Here is a 19,731-nt window from a genome sequence, read left to right on the forward strand (position 1 = left end):
ATCGGCAGATTCACCCGGATTGCCCGTCCACCGGATTTCGTGATCCTCCGACTCACTATCCGTGCCCCTCGTATGCTCCACTCATGATCAAGCTGATGTACCGCGGAGGGGCCGCCAACCTGCAACTCCTGGCCGAAGAGATCCGGGAAGCCCCAGAACTGAGCCGGCAATGCACGGTCGAAATCACGTACCAAGAGACGCAGAGCGATTCACTGCACCACGGGCAGTTGGCGGACATTGCCATCTCGGTAGCGGCAGGAGTTGCCACCAATGGCCTGTATGAAGCGATCCGGGCTCTCATTGACCGAGCGCGTGACCGTGGCTCTGTAGAACCCGTCGATCCACTCGAACGCGAGGGCGGCGAGTAGCCGTAGCAGAGAACAGGATTCCCAATGAGCTCTCCGGTCCTGCACAGCACAACTGGCGCTCAACTCAATCTGAGAAGCCAGCTCTTATTCCACGACAATATGCGCGACAAGCCCAACGACCTGGTCACGTCGCTCATGTCATGGAACTTGGTCCACGCGCACGAGACGAGCCACTGGGTCCGATTTCACGGCTCTACCATCGGCGTGCTTCTCACGTTTCTACGCGCTACCCGTGACACCCTGGCCGACTATTCGATCCGCAACCTCGACAGTAACGACCGAGCCGCTTTCGAGAAGCACCGCAACGATGGCATTCCCCTATTCGCCTGGAATACTAAGGCCAGCGCCTATTCACTCGGACGTGAAATAGCGAACAACTGCCTCACCTGGCTTTCCCTGCACCGCGCCTACACGATCCTCCTGGGCTTCGAGCCTCTCAACTGGTCGAACATTGACCAGGAAGCCATGCAGGACTCACTGACCTTGGCTCTCCATACCACCTGGAGCCAATGGACTGGAAGGGGAATGTTGCCTCTGGAAAGTGAGGACTACGCCCGCGTGCACAGTTTCGGACCCCTCCTTGGAGGCGACGAGCCGATCACAACGCGACTCCTCTTTGAATGCGCGGGCCTACTGGACGAGGGCTATCTCTTCCGCGGGCCTCATCCAGGAATCATGGATCGAGGACTCCAGAGAATGTGGGACATAAACCGGAGAGGAGAATACGGGAAACCTTACCGCCTCGCAGAATCCATGGCAGGCCGGAGCCTCTCTCATTCTGAAGTCCTGACCCTTATCGACTTCGCCTTGAACCCTCCACTGCCTGGCCTACAAAAGGGCGTAAGCACTATTGACTGGCGCGAACTCTACCCGCCATATCGATTCCTCTTTGCCGCAGCAGAAATGGCAGAGCGACGCACCTACAAGCATTCAGAGGCAGTCAATGCACGGCCCACAATTGACCACGTCAGCAATTTCTACAGCACGGTCACTCGAGAGACTGATATCCGCGTGGGGTCGATCGATTGCCAACTGACAGAGGACTCAGATCTGCGTGACATCGCGGACCCCAGACGCTCCTTTGCGCGAAGGATGATGGGCGTCCCACTTCTCTCAGCCGATCGACTTCACGGAGAGCGGCGCGCGGATGTCAGATCAATATCTCACTTCGGCTCCATGTTGATCGACATGGACGGATATCGCCTGCTGGACCCAGAAGCTCCGGACTACCCATGGTGGTTCTTCCCTCCCCTGAAAGTCATCAACGACGGAGTATACGGCTGGCCTGCCAAGCGCCTTTCTCTCGACGAAGCCTCTGACCTACTCATCGGTTCCGCCATCTCATCGGCATACGACGACGTCGTGCACGGCGTCGGCCCTCTCGGCCGCGATCACCTACCGGCGGCCCCATTTCGTGACCCAGATGAAACCGCAGCGCTGAACGACATGGCCCGCTATCACCTAGGAGTGAATATCGGATGGACGTAAGTCGAACGAACTCCGCCCGGGACATCACCCGCGACTCCTACCCCATATCGGGATAGGGGGTCCGTCACGACCCTGAGTCCTGTCAGGCGTGGTCGTCGTGGATCCGCGCCCCCAGGTCCTCCGCCCACTCCAGCGCCCACATCTTGAGTTCTTCGATCTGCTGGGCGGTGAGCCCGTATGCGGCGTAGTCCTCGTCCTCGTACCAGTCCGCACCGGTGAGCCGGCCATAGAGGTCCTCAAGGCTGAACTCGTGGTCACGGCGGCGGCCGAGAGATTCGAGGTCGGCGGTGGACCGGTGGCGGGAGGCCGCCTGGACGTCGATGAGGTCGCGGACGGTACCGCGGTCGGCGAGGGCCCTGGCCTTGGTACCGATCACGTCGTCGAGGAGGAGGACGGGACCGTAGGGGGTCTGGGCGGGTGGGGTCCAGAACGCCTCTTTGAGGATGTCGACCTCGCACTCCTCGCCAGTGTCCGGGTCGGTGACGAGGAACCGTCCACTGAGCGGGTCGGTCTGGACATGCGTGGTCCGCCATCCGCGCGCTACGAGACCTGCTGTGAGGAGGCGACGATCTCGTCCATCGGGGCGGGGTTCTCGGTGGCGACGTCGAGATCGCGGCTGAAGCGTTCGACCAGGCCGTGGGCCTGCACGGCGTATCCACCGGTGAGGAGCAGAGGGTAGGGAGCCGAGGTCGAGGATGTCGGAGAGGAAACGCTCGTGGAGCGGCGTGAGCTTCACGCGGCGGTCGCGTCAGCCGGAGCGGTGCGGGGGAGCTCCGGGAAGGCATCTTCCCAGACCTCGCGGATGTAGGGGCTGACCAAGCGACGTAGCACGGGCCACTGCTCGGTGAGCAGCCTGTGGTGCAGGAAAGCCGCCAGGTCCTCGCGCAGGCCCTCGGCGAGGACGGTCCGGTAGAGCGTCATGCGGGACTTCGGGCGGTCCAGGCTGTAGCTCGTCCGCCCTGACCAGGCGATGTGAAGCGGCAGGTCGACGGTGCCCTCGACGGGGCCGGCCAGCTCCTGCAGGCGCTCGGGCAGCCGGCTGCGGTAGCGGTCCCTCAGCACCTGGGCGCGGGGGCGGTGGTCGTCGCATCCATGCATCCAGTATCGCTCCTAGGTGCTTTGACCGGGAAGCTTCGCCAGGCCGCTCGGGAGTGGGCACTGCTTGGCTGCACAGTGGCCTCGGCGCCGGTGCCCGCCTGGTGACCGTGGAGCGTGACGGGGAGCTGGCCCGTCGAGCGGCCGGTGTCAGGGCAGCGGCGCGCTGCGCTCCACGGCCAAGGAGCGCCTGCCGCCGACTCGACAAACCCACTCGGGCTGAGAGAAAGGTACTCAGTTCGTACGAGTGTTGGACAAATGCGGCCCCACGTAGCCGATTATCACCTTGCCCGTGGCGCCCGCTGTGTCGTCATAGAAGTGAACGCGAGGCGCAATCCTTCCTTTGTTGTCGATCTTTATGTGGGCTTCCATGAACACCATGCCCGAAGTATCGACTTCCGCCGGTACAGGGAGCATTCGCTGCTGCCGGAACTTCTTGTCGTTGCGCACGGAATCGGACTCCACCATGGCCACACGCGTCACCGGATAGGTACGCATGCCCTGTGGGGAAGCCTCGCAGAAATCGCGAAAGGTTCCGTCGAATCCCTGGTCACTGGCACTGCTCGACCCGTAGGAATCCAGCGCCAGCAGCGCGTCCCACACCTTCGACGCCCAGGTCGAGCTCTTCATGTCGTCGTCGAGATCCTCGGCCTTGCTCGTGTCGTAGGTCAGAACGAGATGATTCATCCGCTCGTGCACGCGTTCGTTCAGTTCGGCGAAGGACATCGGTGTCGACTCTTCGACGGGAGGTGTGTAGGCGTCCTCGGCCCGGCCGGCCTCCACCAGTCTCTGCTGAAGAAACGCCACTTGATGGCGCAGGGCGGACAGCTGCGCCTGGGTGGCATCGTGGTCGGCGATCTCGTCCTCGTAGCGGTCGGTCGCGTCCCTCAGCTGCTCATCGAGCGCGCGTCTGCCGCGCTCCGCCAGGTCCCGGGCACTGGCAGCCTCGCTCAGCTCTTCCAGCGCTTTGTCGATCGTCTCGTTCGCCGTGTTCAGCTGAGCACGCAGGGAGTCAACGGTCTCATTCCCCAAGGACTCAGCCGTCTGGGACCGCGCCGCGCGCAGACCCTTGAGGACCTCCTCGATACCTGGAAACGCGGGCTCGGCGAGCAGGGCGGGCTGCGGTGTGGTGGCAGCGTGCTGGCGCGGGTACCTGGAGATCCGGATGTCCGCGTTACGGAAGGTCGGGTCGCTGAGCCGCCGGTACGTCAGCAGGCGGTGCCGCCGACTGTCCTCGGCGGAGCCGAGGACGACGCCCGGAAGATACGTGCGTATCTGGCCGGGGAACACGTCGTGCCGGTCTCCGGCCGCGTCGCGGAAGGCGGGGACGGCCTCCCGTTCCAACCGGAACACTGAGGCGATTCCGACCAGATTCCTGACAACCCTGGTCAGCAGTCCCTCCCAGGCCGGATCGTCGTGGGACGGCTCCGCCACGAGGACCAGTGGCAGTTGTCGCGTGGGATCGGTGAGGGCGGACGTGAGCTGGCCGACCGAGTCGGGGCCGATCAGGTGAGGCGCCGTGGAGAGCCGAATCGTCCCATCCGGCACGGTGAAGTGATCGAGAATCTCACGGACAAGCCGAGGAGGGACCGGTGTGGACTGCCGTCTGCCCGGGCTGGGGTAGTGCTCCAGGTCGACACCGACGTACGCCGCTGTCGACTCACGGTCGACTGCGGACGTGAGTGTCGTCTGCCAAGTCCCCTCCTGCTTGTCCTCCTTGCTCTCCCGTAGACGAAGCCGCAGCGCGGTCTGGTGGCCGTCGGTGTCGTAGGAGTCGGTCACGGTGAGGGTGTAGGTGTCCGTGAGCCGATGGACGCCCGAAGAGAGTTGCGTCGCCAGGTCCTTGCTCTCCAGCCAGGAGGTGAAGCACGAGCGGGCCCCGGCGAACATCTGCTCCTGCTCGTCCTCGGGGATCGGTAGTACCGCCCGGTAGACCAGCGGGTTCTCAGCACGCGGCTCGTCTCGGACGAACCCGCTCCGACCCCATCGCGGAACCTGCGGCGCGGGCTTGCGGCTGGGCATCACCAAGGGAGTGGGTCTCAACGCTGACCTCCGGCTTGATCGACGAATGGAAGCGATACCCCGCACACCAGTGATTCGCGAGCTTGAGAGCCACAGCAACCTTCGAGGTTTCCGGCAGCCTCACACCGCTCACCGAGTGAGTGCGAGCGCGACAACCCCTACACGGGCAGCGCGGGGAACACGACCACCGAGCCGTCCGTGTCGCGTGCGATCTCGATCGCCACGTCCGTCGCACGGCCGGTGGTCGTAACACCGTCGCCCAGCTGGCGAATCTGGTGTGCCACGCGCATCAGGCGGTCCACTTCGTTGCTCGTGAAGACGGGGCGCCTTCCGCTCGGGCGTGCCAGCTCCAGCGCCGACAGGCGTACCAGGACACCGGCGATGCCCGACTCCAGTTCATCGAGGCGCTGTTGGTCGCGCTTGAGTTCGCGGGTGAAGTTCTCGAACACGTTGTCGGGGTCGCTCTGGGCATGCTCGACAGCCTGCAGAATGATGACCCGACGCTGCAGCGCGATGGCCAAGGCGGCGATTTCGAGATGCGTGCGGAACGTGCCACCGTGGTCGTCGATGCCGGGGAACGACTTCACCAGCGTCGCGATCTCAACGGCCTTGCCGTCGGGCAGTTCGTCGAGTGCGTCCTGCCATCCACCAAGACGGTCGGCGGCGTCGATCAGCGCCTTGCCGATGGCATGCGCCGCCGAGTCCAGTCCCAGCGAGACGCCGAGCTTGCCCTAGTCGAGCAGGATGGCGGTGGCTTTGTCGATGGCGAAGCGGCAGCCGTCGAGTTCGCGGCGCTCATCCTTGAGCTTGTCTTCCTGCAGCTGCTCCAGCAGTTCCGTGATGCGTTCGATGGCCTGCTGGCGCTGTCGGTCGGCATGCGCGCTCACCCCCACCGCCACGGCCATGAGCACGAGGGGCGCGGCCACGGTGAGCGCCGCACTGCCGGCGACCGCGACGCCGGCGGTGGCACCGGCGCCACCGGCCGCGCCTGCGGCTGCCGCTGGACCGACCGGCACGAGCTTCGCCTGGCTGACGATGCACCCCGTCGAGTTCACCAGTGCCGAATAGACCTCACCGTTCGCCCCCTTCACCGCCATCGGGCGCACGACGCCCTGCGCGACCTGGGCGGCCACCTTCGCCGGAATCACCATGCGATACAGGCACTCGCCGGAGGCGGTCGCCTTGGCAGCGGCGGAAGAACCTTGTGCCGTCTGCGTGATGAGCTGCGACAGGTGCTGCGCCAACGGACTCGCGGCATCGAGCGAAATGCCTCGGCTGCGGTCGACCTTTTCGGGCAGCGGATGTGCCTCAAGTGTGGCGATCGGCTGGTCGGCCAGGGCGGCCAGCACACCGCGGAGTTCAGTCAGACGCTCAGGCGTCATCGGCTCGTCCCCGATCAGTGCGGGCACCCGGACATCGCCGGTCGCCAGCGTCCACACCGGCACGATCGCCTTGCTGTCGTCAGTCATCGTCTCCCCTTGTTCTTCCCACATGTTCGTAGCCTCGGTGGCGTCGTCACCGCATCTGCACCCAGCCGTGCAGCCCCTCCAGATGCCGCGGCAACCGGCCTCCCTGCCAACCCAACACCAGCCGCTCCCGCGCACGGGTGATCATCACGTAGTACGCCATGCGCAGCGTCGCAGACGTGGGGTCGGTGGCGGAGTCGGATTCCGCGTCGGCGACGACGACGGTGTCGAAGTCGAGGCCCTTGGCGCTGGCGCGATGGACGAGGACGACGCCCGGGCGGGCCAGGTCCAGGTCGCGGTAGCGGCCGGAGGAGGCCGCCGAGCTGTAGAGCTGGGGCTCGCGGGCGAGACCGGCCCGTTCGAGGCGCCTCATCAGATCGGCCGCGGTGGGCAGATGGTTGACGATCACGCCGATGCGCTGCCGCGGCTGTCGGGCGGCCATGGTCACGATGTCGTCGGCGAGATCCTTGTTGCCCATGTAATGGCGCACCACGGGCAGGGAGCCGCCGCGCGAGGGCAGGTCGGGGCGGGCGCCGCCGGTGCGGAAGTACTCGGCGAGGGAAGCGATTTCGCGGGTGTTCCGGTGGTTGCCGGAGATCTCGGCACGTGCGGTGGAGCGGCCGAGGTTGTCGGTGATCTCGGTGAGGGTGGAGTTCGTCTCGGTGAGGCGCTGGCACTCGTCGGCGAAGACCGTGACGGAGGCGGCGGCGAGGCGGACCAATCGGTAGAAGCCCGGCGGCAGGTCCTGGCCCTCGTCGATGACGAGATGGGGGGTCGCCGCGTCGTCCTCCCCGAGGGTGGCGGCGGCTCGACGGGTGAGTTCCGCCCAGTCGAACCAGCCGTCCTCGGTGCGCGGTGCGTCGTGGCCGAAGCGGCGATGGATCCAGGTGTGTCCGGTGGCGGCGTCGACGGGCGCGCCCGGGACAGCGAGGCCCTGGAGGGTTCCGCGCAGGAGCTGGCGCAGGAGGTTGGAGCGCGAGATCAGGAAGGTGTGGCGGCCGGTGAGGGCGAGGTGCACGGCGCGGTGCGCGGCAAGCAGGCTCTTGCCGCTGCCGGGCGGGCCGCTGACGACGTAGTTGCCGGTCAGCGGCAGGGCGTCCAGGCAGTCGCGCTGGGCCGGGGTGAGGTCGGGGTGGAGCACGGGGGTGTTCGCGGTGGTCATGGGTGTCATCCCTGGGCGATGGCGGCGGCGGACTCGCGGCTCGCGGTGAGGACGTCGGTGAAGTAGCCGGGGACCCGGGCGGAGCCGACGACCAGGGCACGGTCGAGCAGGGTGTTGCCGGTCTGGCAGCTCGTCTCGGGCAGCAGGGTGCAGGCGTGGCAGGCGGCTCGGTTGAGGTTGCCGAAGCCCTGGCCGGTGTGCTCGGCGCACAGCGGGTCGGCGGAGCACCAGGCGGCCGCCTCCAGCATCCGGATGAGCGTCTCGGCGAAGTGCGGTGCCTCACCCTGCCGGACCAGGCCGCCGAGCGTTCCCTCCGCGTCGCCGGCGGCCGTGTAGATCAGAAGTCCGTGCTGGCCGTACTCGGGGCGGCCGTAGACGCGCTCGCGCAGGCTGGCGGTGGTGTAACCGGAGTCGAAGGAGAGCTGGCGGATGAGGAGGTGGGCGACGGTGTGCAGGAGCAAGAAGCGGGGCGAGAGCTCGCTGCCGGTCGTCTCGGCGAGCTGTTCGTCGCGGAACGACGCGTCGAGGTCCGTACGGACACCGTGGACGTGGGCCCGTACGCGGGGGTCGTTCTCCCAGGCGGTGAGGCGCTGTTCGTCGAGGGTGAGGACGATGCCCTCGCCGTATACCTCGGTCGCGGGCAGCCAGCGCAGACGGCCGCTGGTGTCGGCTCGTACGAGGGTGCCGCCCGGGGAATGGCGCCGGAAACCGGTCAGCGCCCGGACTTCGCGCAGACGGTCGGCCAGGACGATGCCGCCGATGTGCGTGTCGAGGGTGGCCCAGGGCTCCTCCTTCTCGCCGTCGAGGCCGAGTCCGCCGCGGCGGATCGCGAACTCCGTTGTGGGTTCGGGGAGTTGTACGGCGTCGAAGGCGTACCACTCGTCGCGGCTCAGGTCGACCTTTCCCGACTTCCCGAACTCGTGCCGGTCGGGGGACGGCTGCGCCGAGGCGCCGGTGGCCTCCGCGACGAGCTGGTCGATAAGGCTGTCCGGGGCTTCGGTGTCCTCCCTGATCATGTCGCGGAAGATGTCGGCCCTGGGCTTGCCGAGTGCGTCGAGCAGGAGCGGCCAGTAGTCGTGGCCCAGGACGGCCTCCGCCAGGTTCCGCTCCGCGCGCGGGGCTTCGGCGGTCTGCGGGATGTCGAGAGCCGAGTAGACGACCGGGTAGTAGACGTTTCCGGCGGTGCGCTGCACGTTGTGCACCTGCTGGCCGCAGGAAGTCCTCGCGTCCCAGTGCTGCCAGGGGTTGCGGCCGGAACAGCGTCCGCCCTGGGGTCCGAGGATGTCGAGGAGGTCGCGTTCGGCGCCGCAGGGCTTGCCGCCCTCCCTGATCGCGTCGCAGCGCACCGAGAGCGCTTCGAGTCCGGAGGCGCGGTCGGCGACGCGGAAGCTGAGCCGGCGCGCCCTCCATGCCTGCTTCGACTCGGAGCAGGAGTCGCGCAGTTCGGGCGCGAGCTTGAAGTGGGCCCAGTACCACCAGTCGACGTCGTCGAGGTGTCCGTCCGGGCAGATGCGGACGAACCGCATCGGGGTGAGACGGGGTGCGGCGGCGCAGGACGTGCAGACGGGTGGCTCGCCCGGCTTCTCGTGCTCGCGCAGAAAGCGGACCATGGCCCGGCAGGAGCCGCAGAACAGCCAGCCGGGGAAGCGCACATAGGGCACGCCGGGACGATCAGCCTTGTCGTAGCGGTCGTTGAGGGTGTGGGGCGCGGCGTAGAAGCCCTTGACGCCGAGACGGGTGGCGAGCCGTTCAGAAGGGACCGAGGTCTTGAGGTCCGGCCACCTCTCGATACCGGTGGCGACGAACGACTCTCCCTGGACGTCGAGTACCGCGCCCACGCCGAACGGCAGCACGGTCTGCGCCTGGCGGACCCGGAGTTTGCGCTTCACTTTCCTGCTCCCGTCACGGTGATCTGGCACTCGCGGTCCACGCTGCGCATCGAGTTGAGGGTCTCCCACAGGCCGTAACGCTGCTCGAAGCCCTTGAGCAGGTTGTGCTGGCCCTTGCCCTGACTTCGGTAGTAGAGGTCCTTGCCCTCGGCGGCGGCGGTGTCGGCCTGCCGGTACCAGTCGTCCAGGAGGTAGCCGAGTTCCGCTCGTACGTCGGTGCGTACGGCGTCCGCGTCGGCTCCTGTGGCGCCGTGCTCGGCGGTCGCGGCGCGCTCGGCGAGGGCGTCGGCGATCTTCCCTGCCTCGTCCTTGTGGTCGGTGATCCGTCCGGCCCGGTTCTCGGCGGCCAGGCCGAGCCGGTGGCGGACCAGGATGACGAGCGCGGCGTGCAGGGCACGGCGGCGGGCGGGCAGGGACCAGGGGGTGACGCTGGCGGGTTCGACGTAGCGGTAGAGCGCCCGGTGGTAGTCCATGAAGGTCTCGTAGTGGGACCGGTCGCGCGGGCGCGTGGCGTTGAAGTAGGTGACGACGAGTCCGGGCACCTGGTGGCGGCCGACGCGGCTGGTGGCCTGGATGTACTCGGCGGTGGTCTTGGGCTGCCCCTGCATGAGCATGTAGGCGAGCCGCTTCACGTCGACGCCGACGGAGAGCATGTTGGTGCACGGCAGGAAGGACACCGACCGGGGGTCCGTCCAGGGCTTTTCGAGGCGGTCGAGGAGGATGGGCTGATCGGCGCGCTTCACGCTGCTGTCGAGCTGCTGCACCTGTTCGCCGACCAGCTCGCGCGTGCCCGCGCCCTCGTTGAGGCCCCGGAGCTGGGCGGGGATGTCGTCTCCGGCCGCGGTGACCGTACGGCCGAGCTCACGCAGGCTGTGGTGGTAGGCGACCAGGGTCCAGTAGTCGTCGCGGTGTTCCTCGGGGAGCTGGTGAACGCCCTGGAGCATGGCCGCGGTGGTGGCGACGGCGCCTCGGCCGGCGGTGTGGCCCTGTGCCATGACGCCGAGGTAGAGGCGGCCGGGGCTTCCGGTGTCGGGGACGGCGAAGAAGCTGTCGCGGGCGTCGAGCCCGGACGGCGGGAAGAGCTGGACGTCCTGGTGGTGCAGGGCTCGGACCTGTTCGGCGGAGCGCCGGATGGTGGCCGTGGCGGCGACGATCTTGGGCGGGCGGCCGTCCGGGCCGGTGCACATCTCCAGGATGGCCGCCTCGTAGAGGCCGACCGTGGTGCCGAGCGGTCCGGTGAGCAGGTGCAGCTCGTCCTGGATGATCAGGGACGGGGGCCGGTGGCCGGTGCCCGCGCCGAAGAGGCTGCCGGAGTCGGGCTCCCAGGCGAGCCGGGCGAACTTGTCGACGGTGCCCAGGACGAAGGTGGGCGGATCCTCGTAGAGGTGCTGGTCGACGACGGCGACGGGCAGGAGGTCGTGGAAGGCGCACTCGTCACGGGTGCAGTGGAAGGCGAACTCGCCCGGCTCGGCGCGGACTCCGTAGTCGGAGCGGACGCTGGACTTGGTGGGCGGCAGGATGCGGGTGCCGCACCACGGGCAGCGGTCGAGAATGAAGACGTCCTCGGGGTGGCTGGCCTCGCGCTGCTCGTCGAAGGCGACTTTGGCCGCCTCGAACTTGTTCGGGGTGGTGGTGTCGCCGACCCACAGGCCGATGGTGATGGGTTCGCCGCCGAGGCCGAGTTGGGGTTCGGTGCGGCGAAGGTGCTCCAGGGCGCAGATCGTGGTGGCGGCGCGCTGGAACTGCTGGGTGGTGAGCAGACTGAGGGTGTAGCGGCTGAGCACGGTGGTCCCGCCGCCTTCGCCGCGGATCCGGCGCAGGGCGATGGTGAAGGCGGCCAGGAGCAGATACGCCTCGGTCTTGCCACCACCGGTGGGGAACCAGATCAGGTCGGTGGTCTCACGGTCGCGGTGTCCGGGTTCGGCGACGCCGTCGAGGGCGAGGAGGAAGAAGGCGAGCTGGAACGGACGCCAGGTGGCCTCGGGGTCGACGGGCGGGTCGAGTGCCACGGGGTCGGAGCGGTGCCATCTCTGCCCGGCCTGGTCGGGGGCGGAGTGCCGCATCTGCAGCAGCATGGCGCGCTGGGCGATACGGAAGGCGTCGAGAAGTTCGGGGCGGTCGGGGTCGCACAGGGTACGCACACCGGCCTCGATGCGGGTGACCGCCTGGCGGACGCGGTCGAGGATCCGCTCCGCGGCCTCGCGCCCCCAGGGCGGCACCTCGACGGATCGCTGGCCCACGTACCAGGCGTGGTACGAGGCGGCGAACTCGGCGAGTTCCTCGCGGAGTTGGTCCCTGCCGACGGCTGGGTCGGCCAGGTGGGCGATCGTGAGCGCGGGGGCGTCGAGCGGGCCGCCGGCCCGGACGGCGGGTACCTCGGCGCGCGGCAGAGCTTCGCAGGTGAGGAGTTCGACATCACCGTGCTCGCCGCGGTCCTCGCGGACGGCGCAGCCGTGGCCGACGGCATGGGTGACGACGTGCCGGTACTGAAGGCGCAGTTCGCGTTCCTCGGGATCGCGACTGGCGAGCCGGACGCTGGGATACGGCAGCACGGCGCCCTCGGCGGGGCGGACGCTGAGACGGCACTGGAACAGCATGTCGTCCCAGTTCGGCGCCTTGTCGTCGGCACCGTCGTGGCGTTTCTCGTTGACCAGGGCCACGGTGATGAGCGTGCCCGCGCCGTAGGAGCGGCGGGTCAGCTGGATCTTCGCGCGGCGGTCGAAGACGGGCACCTCCTCCCGGTCGGGGCCGATGGTGTGTGTCTCGGCCGTGAGGGGGATGCGCTGCCAGCGCCGTCCGCGCCCGGCTTCGCCTCGCTGCGTCTCGTAGCGGGCGGCAGCACAGCTGACCTCGACGTCCACTGCGTCGGTGTAGAAGCTGATGCCGAGCGACGCGGGCAGCCAGCTGTTCGTCTCGGGCACGGGGTCGGCGGCCGGGTCCACATCGGGGGCGTCCTGCTCGGCGCCGGGTGCCTCGGGGTCGTCGGCGGCGAGGTCGAGCCGGCGCCGGCGGTCGGCCTGTTGCGGGTAGAGCGTGCCCATCAGGTACTGCCGGTCCGGTGGCGCGTCGAGCACCTCGTCGTCACCGCCGACGGGGCCGACGAGCTGGCGGGTGAGGTAGTCGACCAGCTCCTGGCGCGGGTCCATGTGCGTTCCTTCGGACGAGAGTGGAGAGTGGAACGGGGGCGGCGGTGTGTGCGCGGGTTCAGGGGGGCGGCGGCACCAATCCGTGGCGGGCCGCGTGACCGTAGAACTTCGCCCTGGCCTTCGATTCGATCTGGCGGATGCGCTCACGGGTGACTCCGAAGACGACGCCGATCTCCTCCAACGTGTTGGGGTCGTCACCGTCGAGTCCGGTGCGCCGCACGAGCACATGCCGCTCGCGCTCGGAGAGTTCCTCCAGGACGACGCGCAGCCGCGCCATCAACTCCTTGCGGATCAGAACGACATCAGGGCCAGGCAGGCGGCTCGGCCCGATGATCAGGTCGCCAAGCGCGGTGTCGTCGCCGATGATCCGGTCCAGGGAGTCGGTGGGGCGGCTGATCCGGCGCACCTCCTCCACTTCGGCGAAGGTGAGGCCGCTGGCGTACGCCACGTTGTCGACGGTCCTGGGGCGGCCTTCGTTCAGGAGCTTGCGCTCGGCGACGGCGACCTTACTGACCCTTTCGTGGATGTACACGGGCAGTCGGATCAGGGTGCCTTCGTCGGCGATGGCCCTCGTGATGGCCTGCTTGATCCACCAGGTCGCGTAGGTCGAGAACTTGAAGCCCTTGGTGGCGTCGAACCGGCGCGCCGCGCGCAGGAGTCCGATGCTTCCGTGTTGGACCAGATCGTCGGCGTCCAGTCCGCGTCCCTGGTAGCCGAGAGCGATCTTCCAGACGAGCCGCTGGTTGTGCAGGACGAGGCACTCGTACGCACGCCACCGCTCGCCGTCGCGGGGCAGGGCGGCGATCTCCTCGACCGGAACATCGCGGCCAAGGCGGTCGCTACGGCCAAGGCGGTCTTCACCGCCGCGCAGGAGTACGGCAAGGCCGACCTCCTCTTCCGCCTTGAGCAGCACCTTGGCCCCGCCCCGCCGCCACCGATCCGCCTCCAGCACCGCCCGGGCAGCGAGCACGGCCTCGGCCAGTCGCGGGGCTTCGGCGGAAACAGCGGAGCGGTCGGGCTTCCTACCGGCCGGCGCCTTCGCCGGTGCGGCGCTCGGCGACGCACCGGATGCGGGCGCCGTGGGCCGGGTGCGACCGGCCGTCACCGCCCGGACAGGCGCGACGGGCGGGCGGGGACGGGTGATCGGGAAGTCGGCGGACAACTCGCGCCCCTCGGCGGGGCTCAGCCCGTGGAGCCGTACGACACCGTCGTGGGCGAGCTTGCTGACGGTGCCGTCGGCGTCGGCGTAGCGGGACAGCATCCGCCGGGCCTGGGCCAGGCGTCGGGCTGCTTCACTAGGGACGGCCGCTGAATCAGGGACGGCCTTCCCCCGCGGCTCTGGGGGCAGCACGGGCCTGGCGGCTCCCGTGTCCGGCACAGCGACGAGTGCCGCGGCGGAGGTCCGACCCGGTTTCCGGCGCGACGGCTTCACGTGAAGACCAACAGCGGCGAGCCCGTTGCGCAGCCTTCGCTGCTGCTCGTCGCTCGTGAGCCCTAGCCGATCCGCCTCCAGGGCGAAGGCCCGATGACTCACCAGGCCCGAACGAGACGCGGAACGTCTCAACCTCTCCATGACCGACGGCAACTCCGCCTCGATCGTGCGCCGTCTGGCCTCGGCCGTCGACTCCCCACCCATAGTGCCCCCCACTTGAGCGTTCGAGCACCCGGACTTCCCTCGAAGGGTTGGCCGGACACAACAAACACTCTAGAACCGGCACGTTTACACTGTCAACGCGTTTCATTGATTTGTTTACTTACCGTAGGATCGCTTGACGACGTCAACAGGTAGGCTGGGCGCGTTGGCCCAGGCCTCGCGACTCCCGGAAGGTCACCCGTGTCCCAGCCCGAACTCCTCCCCGGTACACCCGAGTTCCGTATCAAGCTGCCCAAGGGCGGTGAGGCGCGCGGGCACCTCCTCGCCGAGTTCGGCGGCAACGGCACCCACAAGTTCCTTCTGCGGGAGGGTTCCGTGCTGGACGCCCACGCCTGGCCCGGGCTCGGCGACCATGCCCGCCGCAACCGCACGGAGCTGCGCGCGAGCGGCGGCCTCGTCGACGCTCCCGCCGATCCCAGCTTGCCGCAGGCGGAGCGCCGTTGGGTGGCGATTCGGGACATCGAGTGCAACTCTTCCTCGGCCGCCGCCGCGCTCGTGTACGGCTACGACGCCTCCGGTCCCGAGTCCTGGCGCACCGCGGAGGGCCACCCGCTCGCCGACTATCTGTCCACAGGCTGGCGCGCCCCGCGCAAGGCGTGGCTGGTGCGCGGCTCCAATGTCTCCGGGCACAACCTGGTACGGCAGCTGTGGCTGACGGAGGGTTTCGTCTCTCTCACGGCCGCGCATCTGCCACCCCTGGAGGAGACGGACCCGACCAAGAGCACGCTGCGCCGCTTCGTGGAGGACGGGTACGAGGGGGCTGCCTCGTACAACCAGAAGCGGGGCCTCGTCGACGAACTGCACGCCTTCCTGACGCAGATGCGCATCGGTGACACCGTCGCCACCATCGGCGACGGATGGCTGCACATCGGGCGGATCACCGGGGATGCAGTACAGACCTCGTCGCCGGGCGGGTTGTCTAATCTGCGGAGGGCCGTCGCCTGGACGCCGCGGAGCCATGCGTACGAGGAGCTGCCGGAGGAGGTCCAGCAGAAGCTGTCCGTCCAGCACGACGTCGTCGATCTGACCGGTGTCCTGGACGCGCTCGACGGACTCACAGGGCGCAGTGCCCCCCCGAACCAGGCTGCGGCCGGCGACACCGGCGAGCACCCCGCCGTGGAACGACCGGGGCAACGCGAGCTGTCGCTGCCGCACATCACCGAGGAACTCGCCACCGACCTCCTCGTCCACGATCACTCCTGGTTGGAGGAGATGCGCGAACTCCTCCTTGACGAGCGGCAGTTGGTGTTCTACGGCCCACCGGGCACCGGTAAGACGTATCTGGCGATGAAACTCGCCGAGTACTTCGGTGGCGGCCCGGAGCAGGTCAAGATCGTGCAGTTCCATCCCTCGTACGCCTACGAGGACTTCTTCGAGGGGTTCCGGCCCGTGGAGGACCCCGAGACCAGGGAGGTGGCCTTCCGGCTGACGGCGGGCCCGCTCAGGGAACTCGCCGATCTCGCCCTCCGAGAGGGCAACCGGCACGTCCCGCACTTCCTGATCATCGACGAGATCAACCGTGCCAATCTGGCGAAGGTCTTCGGCGAGCTGTACTTCCTTCTGGAGTACCGGACGCGGTCGGTGCGTCTCACCTACTCCGGAGACGACTTCGCGCTACCGCCCAACCTCTTCGTGATCGGCACGATGAACACCGCCGACCGGTCGATCGCCCTCGTGGACGCGGCGATGCGGCGCCGCTTCGCGTTCGTGGAGCTGTCCCCGCGCACCGAACCGACCGCCGGCCTGCTCGCGCGCTGGCTGAAGCGTGAAGGCCGGGACGTGGAGCCCGCCCGCCTTCTCGACGCTCTCAACGCCCGTATCGACGACGCCGACTTCGCCATCGGGCCGTCGTACCTGATGAAGCCGGGCGTGTACCGCGACGGCGGCCTCGAACGGACCTGGCGCACGAAGATCCTGCCGCTCCTGGAGGAACACCACTACGGCGAGGGCCTCGACGTCACCGCACGCTACGGCCTCGACTCGCTGCGCGAGCAGCACCCGTGACCGGGGGGTCCATGACCGGGTCCGCGGCCGTGCCCGCGGCCGAGGTGTCGCTGCGCGAGTACGGGCCCGCCGTCTCCGTCCCCCTGGGCGCCGAAGCCGGACAGGCCCTCGCTGCCTCCGGCATCCTCCAGAGCGCGACCCCTGATCCGCGCCGGAACGGGCACTGGCTGCTGCGGGCGGGCAGCCGGGTCGGCGCCGTGCGCATGCCTGAAGGTCCGGTCGTACGGATCATGCCCAAGACCTCGGTGAGCCGGCTGTTCTTCCTCCTCGGCTTCAGCCTCGACCCCGCCCGCGCCTGGCGTGACAGCCGGGAAGGCACCATCGACACCGGCGCGTACGCCGACGTCGTCCCCGCACTCGCCCACGCCGTGGAGCGGCAGATGGACGGGGCACTGCGGCGGGGGGTCCTCCAGGGCTACCGGGAAGTGGAGGAGTCCGCGCTGGTCGTGCGCGGCAGACTGCGAGAGGCCGAGCAAATCCGGCGACACTTCGGCCGTACGCCGCCCGTGGAGATCGCCTACGACGCGTACACCGCCGACACGGCCGAGAACCGGATCCTGCGCGCCGCCGCCGAGCGGTTGCTGCGGCTGCCGGACGTTCCCGGTCCCGTCCGGCGGCGCCTCGCCCATCAGCGCGTACGTCTGGCCGACGCGCTGCCGTTGATACGAGGGCAGGAACTGCCGCGTTGGCAGCCCTCACGCCTCAACTCCCGCTACCATCCCGCGCTGCGGCTCGCCGAAGCAGTCCTGCACGGAACCTCTCCGGAGCACCGGCCGGCCGGGGCCGAGCCGCTCGCCATGGACGGCTTCCTGCTCGACATGAACAAGCTCTTCGAGGACTTCGTGACCGTCGCCCTGCGCGAGGCGCTCAGGGAGCACGGCCTGACCGCACGCCTCCAGGACCCCCATCACCTCGACATCGCGGGTCTCGTGGGCATGCGTCCCGACCTGGTCGTCCGCACCGGCGACGGCCGTACCCCGCTCGCCGTCGTCGATGCCAAGTACAAGGTCGAGAAGGCAGACGGACTCCTCAACGCCGACCTTTACCAGGCGCTCGCGTACGCCACCGTGCTCGGTCTGCGCGAGGCGCACCTGGTGTACGCGGCCGGACGACAGCCCGTGCGCTTCCACGAGGTGCGGGGAACGGCGGCGGGACCGGACGGACGGGGAGTGCGGATCCACCAGCACAGCCTCGACATCTCTCGCGAACCGGAACAACTCCTCACAGCTTTCCGGGAGATCGCCGGACAACTGGCGTCCGGAAGAAAGGAAGGGACCTGATGCCCCGGCTCGCCTTCGCCCAGAGCTTCTGGGACGGCTACGACACCTTGGAGAAGCCGGTCCGGGCCGGAGTGCGCAAGGCCATGGCGAAATTCCAGGCCATGAGCGCCGCCGAACTCAACGCGGACAAGGGACTGCACCTGGAGTCCGTCCAGAACGCCCGTGACCCGCGGATGCGCACCATTCGCATCACCGACTTCTGGCGCGGGGTCGTTCTCGCCCCGGACGACGGCAGCGACATGTTCCTCCTCGTCAATGTCCTGCCGCACGACGATGCCTATACCTGGGCGGCGAAGCGTCTGTACAGCGCGAACTCCGCGACACGGGCCCTGGAGGTGCGCAACGCCGTCGCCCTGGACGAGCTGACACCGCTGTACGAGACGGCCGCACGCACGGCTCCCCGGCTGCTGTTCGCGGACGTCTCCGACGGCACACTGCGCGAACTCGGTATCGACGACCAGGTACTGCGCGCCGCGCGTTCACTGGTGGACAAGGCTCAACTGGAGGCTTTCTCCACTCTGCTGCCGGAGGACCAGCTGGAGGTGCTCCAGTACCTCGCCGAGGGCTTCAGCCCGGAAGAGGTCTACCGGGATGTCGTGGCGGTACGTCGCCCCGCCGACGCGCCCGCCGAACCGGTCGAGGACCTGGCCACGGTGATCACCAACACGTCCGCCCGCATCCGACTGGTCACCGGGCCACGGGAGTTGGAGGAGATGCTGGCGAAACCGTTCGCTGCCTGGCGCGTCTTCCTCCACCCCTCCCAGCGGCGCGTCGCCTACCGCACCTCGTACGGCGGTCCCGTCCAGGTCACCGGGGGACCCGGCACGGGCAAGACCGTGGCTGCCCTGCACCGGGTCAGGCATCTGCTCGACCGCTCCGAGGACGGCCGCATCCTGCTCACCACGTACACGAACGCGCTCGCCGCCGGACTGCGCGAGATGCTCGGCCTGCTCCTCGACGAGGACGAGAAGCTGCTGGCGCGGGTCGATGTGACGACGGTCGACGCCTGTGCGAACGGCGTCGTGCGCGCGCACTCGGCGGCCGTGCCCAAACCGATCGGGGACCGGGAACAGCGGCAGTTGTGGGAGAAGGCGGTCAGGCAACTCGACCTGCCGTTCACCGCCCAGTTCCTGGCCCAGGAGTACCGGCACGTCGTGCTCGGCCAGAACCTCCGCGACCTCGACGCCTACCTCGGCGCCAGCCGCCGTGGCCGCGGTACCGGTCTCGGTCCCGCGCGCCGGCGGGAGGTGTGGAGCGGCGTGGAACGGTTCGAACAGTTGCTGCGCGACCGCGGCGAGACCACACACCTGCGCATCTGCTCCCGCGCGGCCGAGCTCCTGGCCGACGCGCCGACTCCGTACGCCCATGTCGTCGTCGACGAGGCACAGGACCTGCATCCCGCGCAGTGGCGGGTGCTGCGCGCCGCCGTCTCCCCCGGCCCCGACGACCTGTTCGTCACCGGCGACCCGCATCAGCGGATCTACGACTCCCGGGTGTCGCTGGGCTCGTTGGGCATCGCCACGGTCGGCCGCAGCTTCCGGTTGCGCGTCAACTACCGCTCCACGGAGGAGATCCTCGCCTGGTCGGCCCGGCTCCTCGCATCCGTCACCGTCGACGCGCTGGAGGGCGAGGGAACGGACTCGCTGGCCGGCTACCGCTCCCTGCTCCACGGCAGCCGCCCTCGGGTGCGGGGCTACGCCACCCGGCAGGAGGAGACCGAAGCGCTGGTGGAGCGGGTCCGAACCCTGCTCGCCGAGGGCCTCGCACCGCACGAGATCGGGGTGTGCGCACGCTTCAACCTCGCCCTGGACACGGCGGAGGAGAAACTGAAGGCCGCGGGCATCCCGGTACTACGGGTCAAAGGGCAGGTCACGCAGGTCACTCAGGGATCCGAGGGGGTGCGGCTGGCGACCATGCACGCGATGAAGGGGCTGGAGTTCCGGGCGGTGTCCGTGCTAGGTGTCGCCGAGGGCACCGTCCCGTTCGCCCGTGAGATCACTCCGCGTGAGGCGGACCCGCTCCAGCACAATGCCGACCTGCTCCGTGAGCGCTGTCTGCTCTTCGTCGCCTGCACGCGTGCTCGCGAAACCCTGAGTGTCACGTGGAGCGGGACCGCGAGTCCCTTCCTTCCGCCCGTCGTCTGATCGGCAGCCCGGC

11 protein-coding genes and 3 pseudogenes are annotated in these 19,731 nt (G+C 68.6%); 6 read left to right on the forward strand and 8 right to left on the reverse strand.

The features are described 5' to 3' along the window. Window positions 1-83: 83 nt before the first annotated feature. Both K1J60_RS11005 and K1J60_RS11010 read left to right on the forward strand, forming a co-directional pair. Window positions 84-368 carry a hypothetical protein gene (locus tag K1J60_RS11005; protein WP_220646058.1) on the forward strand — a complete coding sequence of 95 codons (285 nt, stop codon included), beginning with the start codon at window positions 84-86 and terminating at the stop codon, window positions 366-368. 24 nt (window positions 369-392) lie between these two features. Beyond that, window positions 393-1,856 (forward strand): hypothetical protein, encoded by a 1,464-nt coding sequence (locus K1J60_RS11010; RefSeq protein ID WP_220646059.1) that lies wholly within the window; start codon window positions 393-395, stop codon window positions 1,854-1,856. 82 nt (window positions 1,857-1,938) lie between these two features. Here K1J60_RS11010 and K1J60_RS11015 read toward each other — a convergent pair. Together K1J60_RS11015 and K1J60_RS11020 are read right to left on the reverse strand one after the other, a co-directional pair. Next, window positions 1,939-2,592: pseudogene (locus tag K1J60_RS11015) on the reverse strand (nucleotidyl transferase AbiEii/AbiGii toxin family protein). After that, window positions 2,589-2,954, reverse strand: a complete 366-nt coding sequence (locus K1J60_RS11020) for a hypothetical protein (RefSeq protein ID WP_259407672.1) — start codon at window positions 2,952-2,954, stop codon at window positions 2,589-2,591. Before K1J60_RS11020 ends, K1J60_RS11015 begins: the two are co-directional and overlap by 4 nt. 47 nt (window positions 2,955-3,001) lie before the next feature. On the opposite strand from K1J60_RS11020, the pseudogene K1J60_RS45740 reads away from it, so the two are divergent. Then, window positions 3,002-3,109: pseudogene (locus K1J60_RS45740) on the forward strand (transferase); the annotation flags it as partial. 76 nt (window positions 3,110-3,185) lie between these two features. On the opposite strand, the gene K1J60_RS11025 reads toward K1J60_RS45740, so the two are convergent. The 6 genes and pseudogenes from K1J60_RS11025 to K1J60_RS11050 form a co-directional block, all read right to left on the reverse strand. Beyond that, the gene (locus K1J60_RS11025) at window positions 3,186-4,841 is read right to left on the reverse strand and encodes a PspA/IM30 family protein (RefSeq protein ID WP_220646060.1); all 1,656 of its coding nucleotides are present in this window, start codon (window positions 4,839-4,841) and stop codon (window positions 3,186-3,188) included. Between the two features lie 290 nt (window positions 4,842-5,131). Further along, window positions 5,132-6,442, reverse strand: a pseudogene (locus tag K1J60_RS11030) (hypothetical protein). A gap of 46 nt (window positions 6,443-6,488) precedes the next feature. Further along, complete coding sequence (locus tag K1J60_RS11035) at window positions 6,489-7,601, reverse strand: DEAD/DEAH box helicase (RefSeq protein ID WP_220646061.1); 1,113 nt, start codon at window positions 7,599-7,601, stop codon at window positions 6,489-6,491. 5 nt (window positions 7,602-7,606) lie between these two features. Continuing rightward, complete coding sequence (gene drmB, locus K1J60_RS11040; protein ID WP_220646062.1) at window positions 7,607-9,490, reverse strand: DUF1998 domain-containing protein; 1,884 nt, start codon at window positions 9,488-9,490, stop codon at window positions 7,607-7,609. Then, a complete protein-coding gene (locus K1J60_RS11045; protein WP_220646063.1) occupies window positions 9,487-12,636 on the reverse strand; it encodes a helicase-related protein in 3,150 nt (1,049 codons plus the stop codon). The genes drmB and K1J60_RS11045 overlap by 4 nt, the downstream gene beginning before the upstream one ends. Window positions 12,637-12,694: 58 nt before the next feature. Continuing rightward, window positions 12,695-13,897 carry a sigma-70 family RNA polymerase sigma factor gene (locus K1J60_RS11050; RefSeq protein ID WP_259407673.1) on the reverse strand — a complete coding sequence of 401 codons (1,203 nt, stop codon included), beginning with the start codon at window positions 13,895-13,897 and terminating at the stop codon, window positions 12,695-12,697. Window positions 13,898-14,470: 573 nt separating this feature from the next. Here K1J60_RS11050 and K1J60_RS11055 point away from each other — a divergent pair. From K1J60_RS11055 to K1J60_RS11065, 3 genes are read left to right on the forward strand one after another with little or no spacing between them, the layout of a single operon-like run. Then, entirely contained in the window at window positions 14,471-16,294 is a 1,824-nt protein-coding gene (locus K1J60_RS11055; protein WP_220646065.1) for an AAA family ATPase, read from the forward strand. Between the two features lie 11 nt (window positions 16,295-16,305). Further along, window positions 16,306-17,574, forward strand: a complete 1,269-nt coding sequence (locus tag K1J60_RS11060) for an McrC family protein (protein ID WP_220646066.1) — start codon at window positions 16,306-16,308, stop codon at window positions 17,572-17,574. Further along, window positions 17,574-19,718, forward strand: coding sequence for a DEAD/DEAH box helicase (locus K1J60_RS11065; protein WP_220646067.1), 2,145 nt, complete (start codon window positions 17,574-17,576; stop codon window positions 19,716-19,718). The genes K1J60_RS11060 and K1J60_RS11065 overlap by 1 nt, the downstream gene beginning before the upstream one ends. Window positions 19,719-19,731: the final 13 nt, after the last annotated feature.

This window comes from Streptomyces akebiae (assembly GCF_019599145.1).
GTDB lineage: Bacteria > Actinomycetota > Actinomycetes > Streptomycetales > Streptomycetaceae > Streptomyces > Streptomyces akebiae.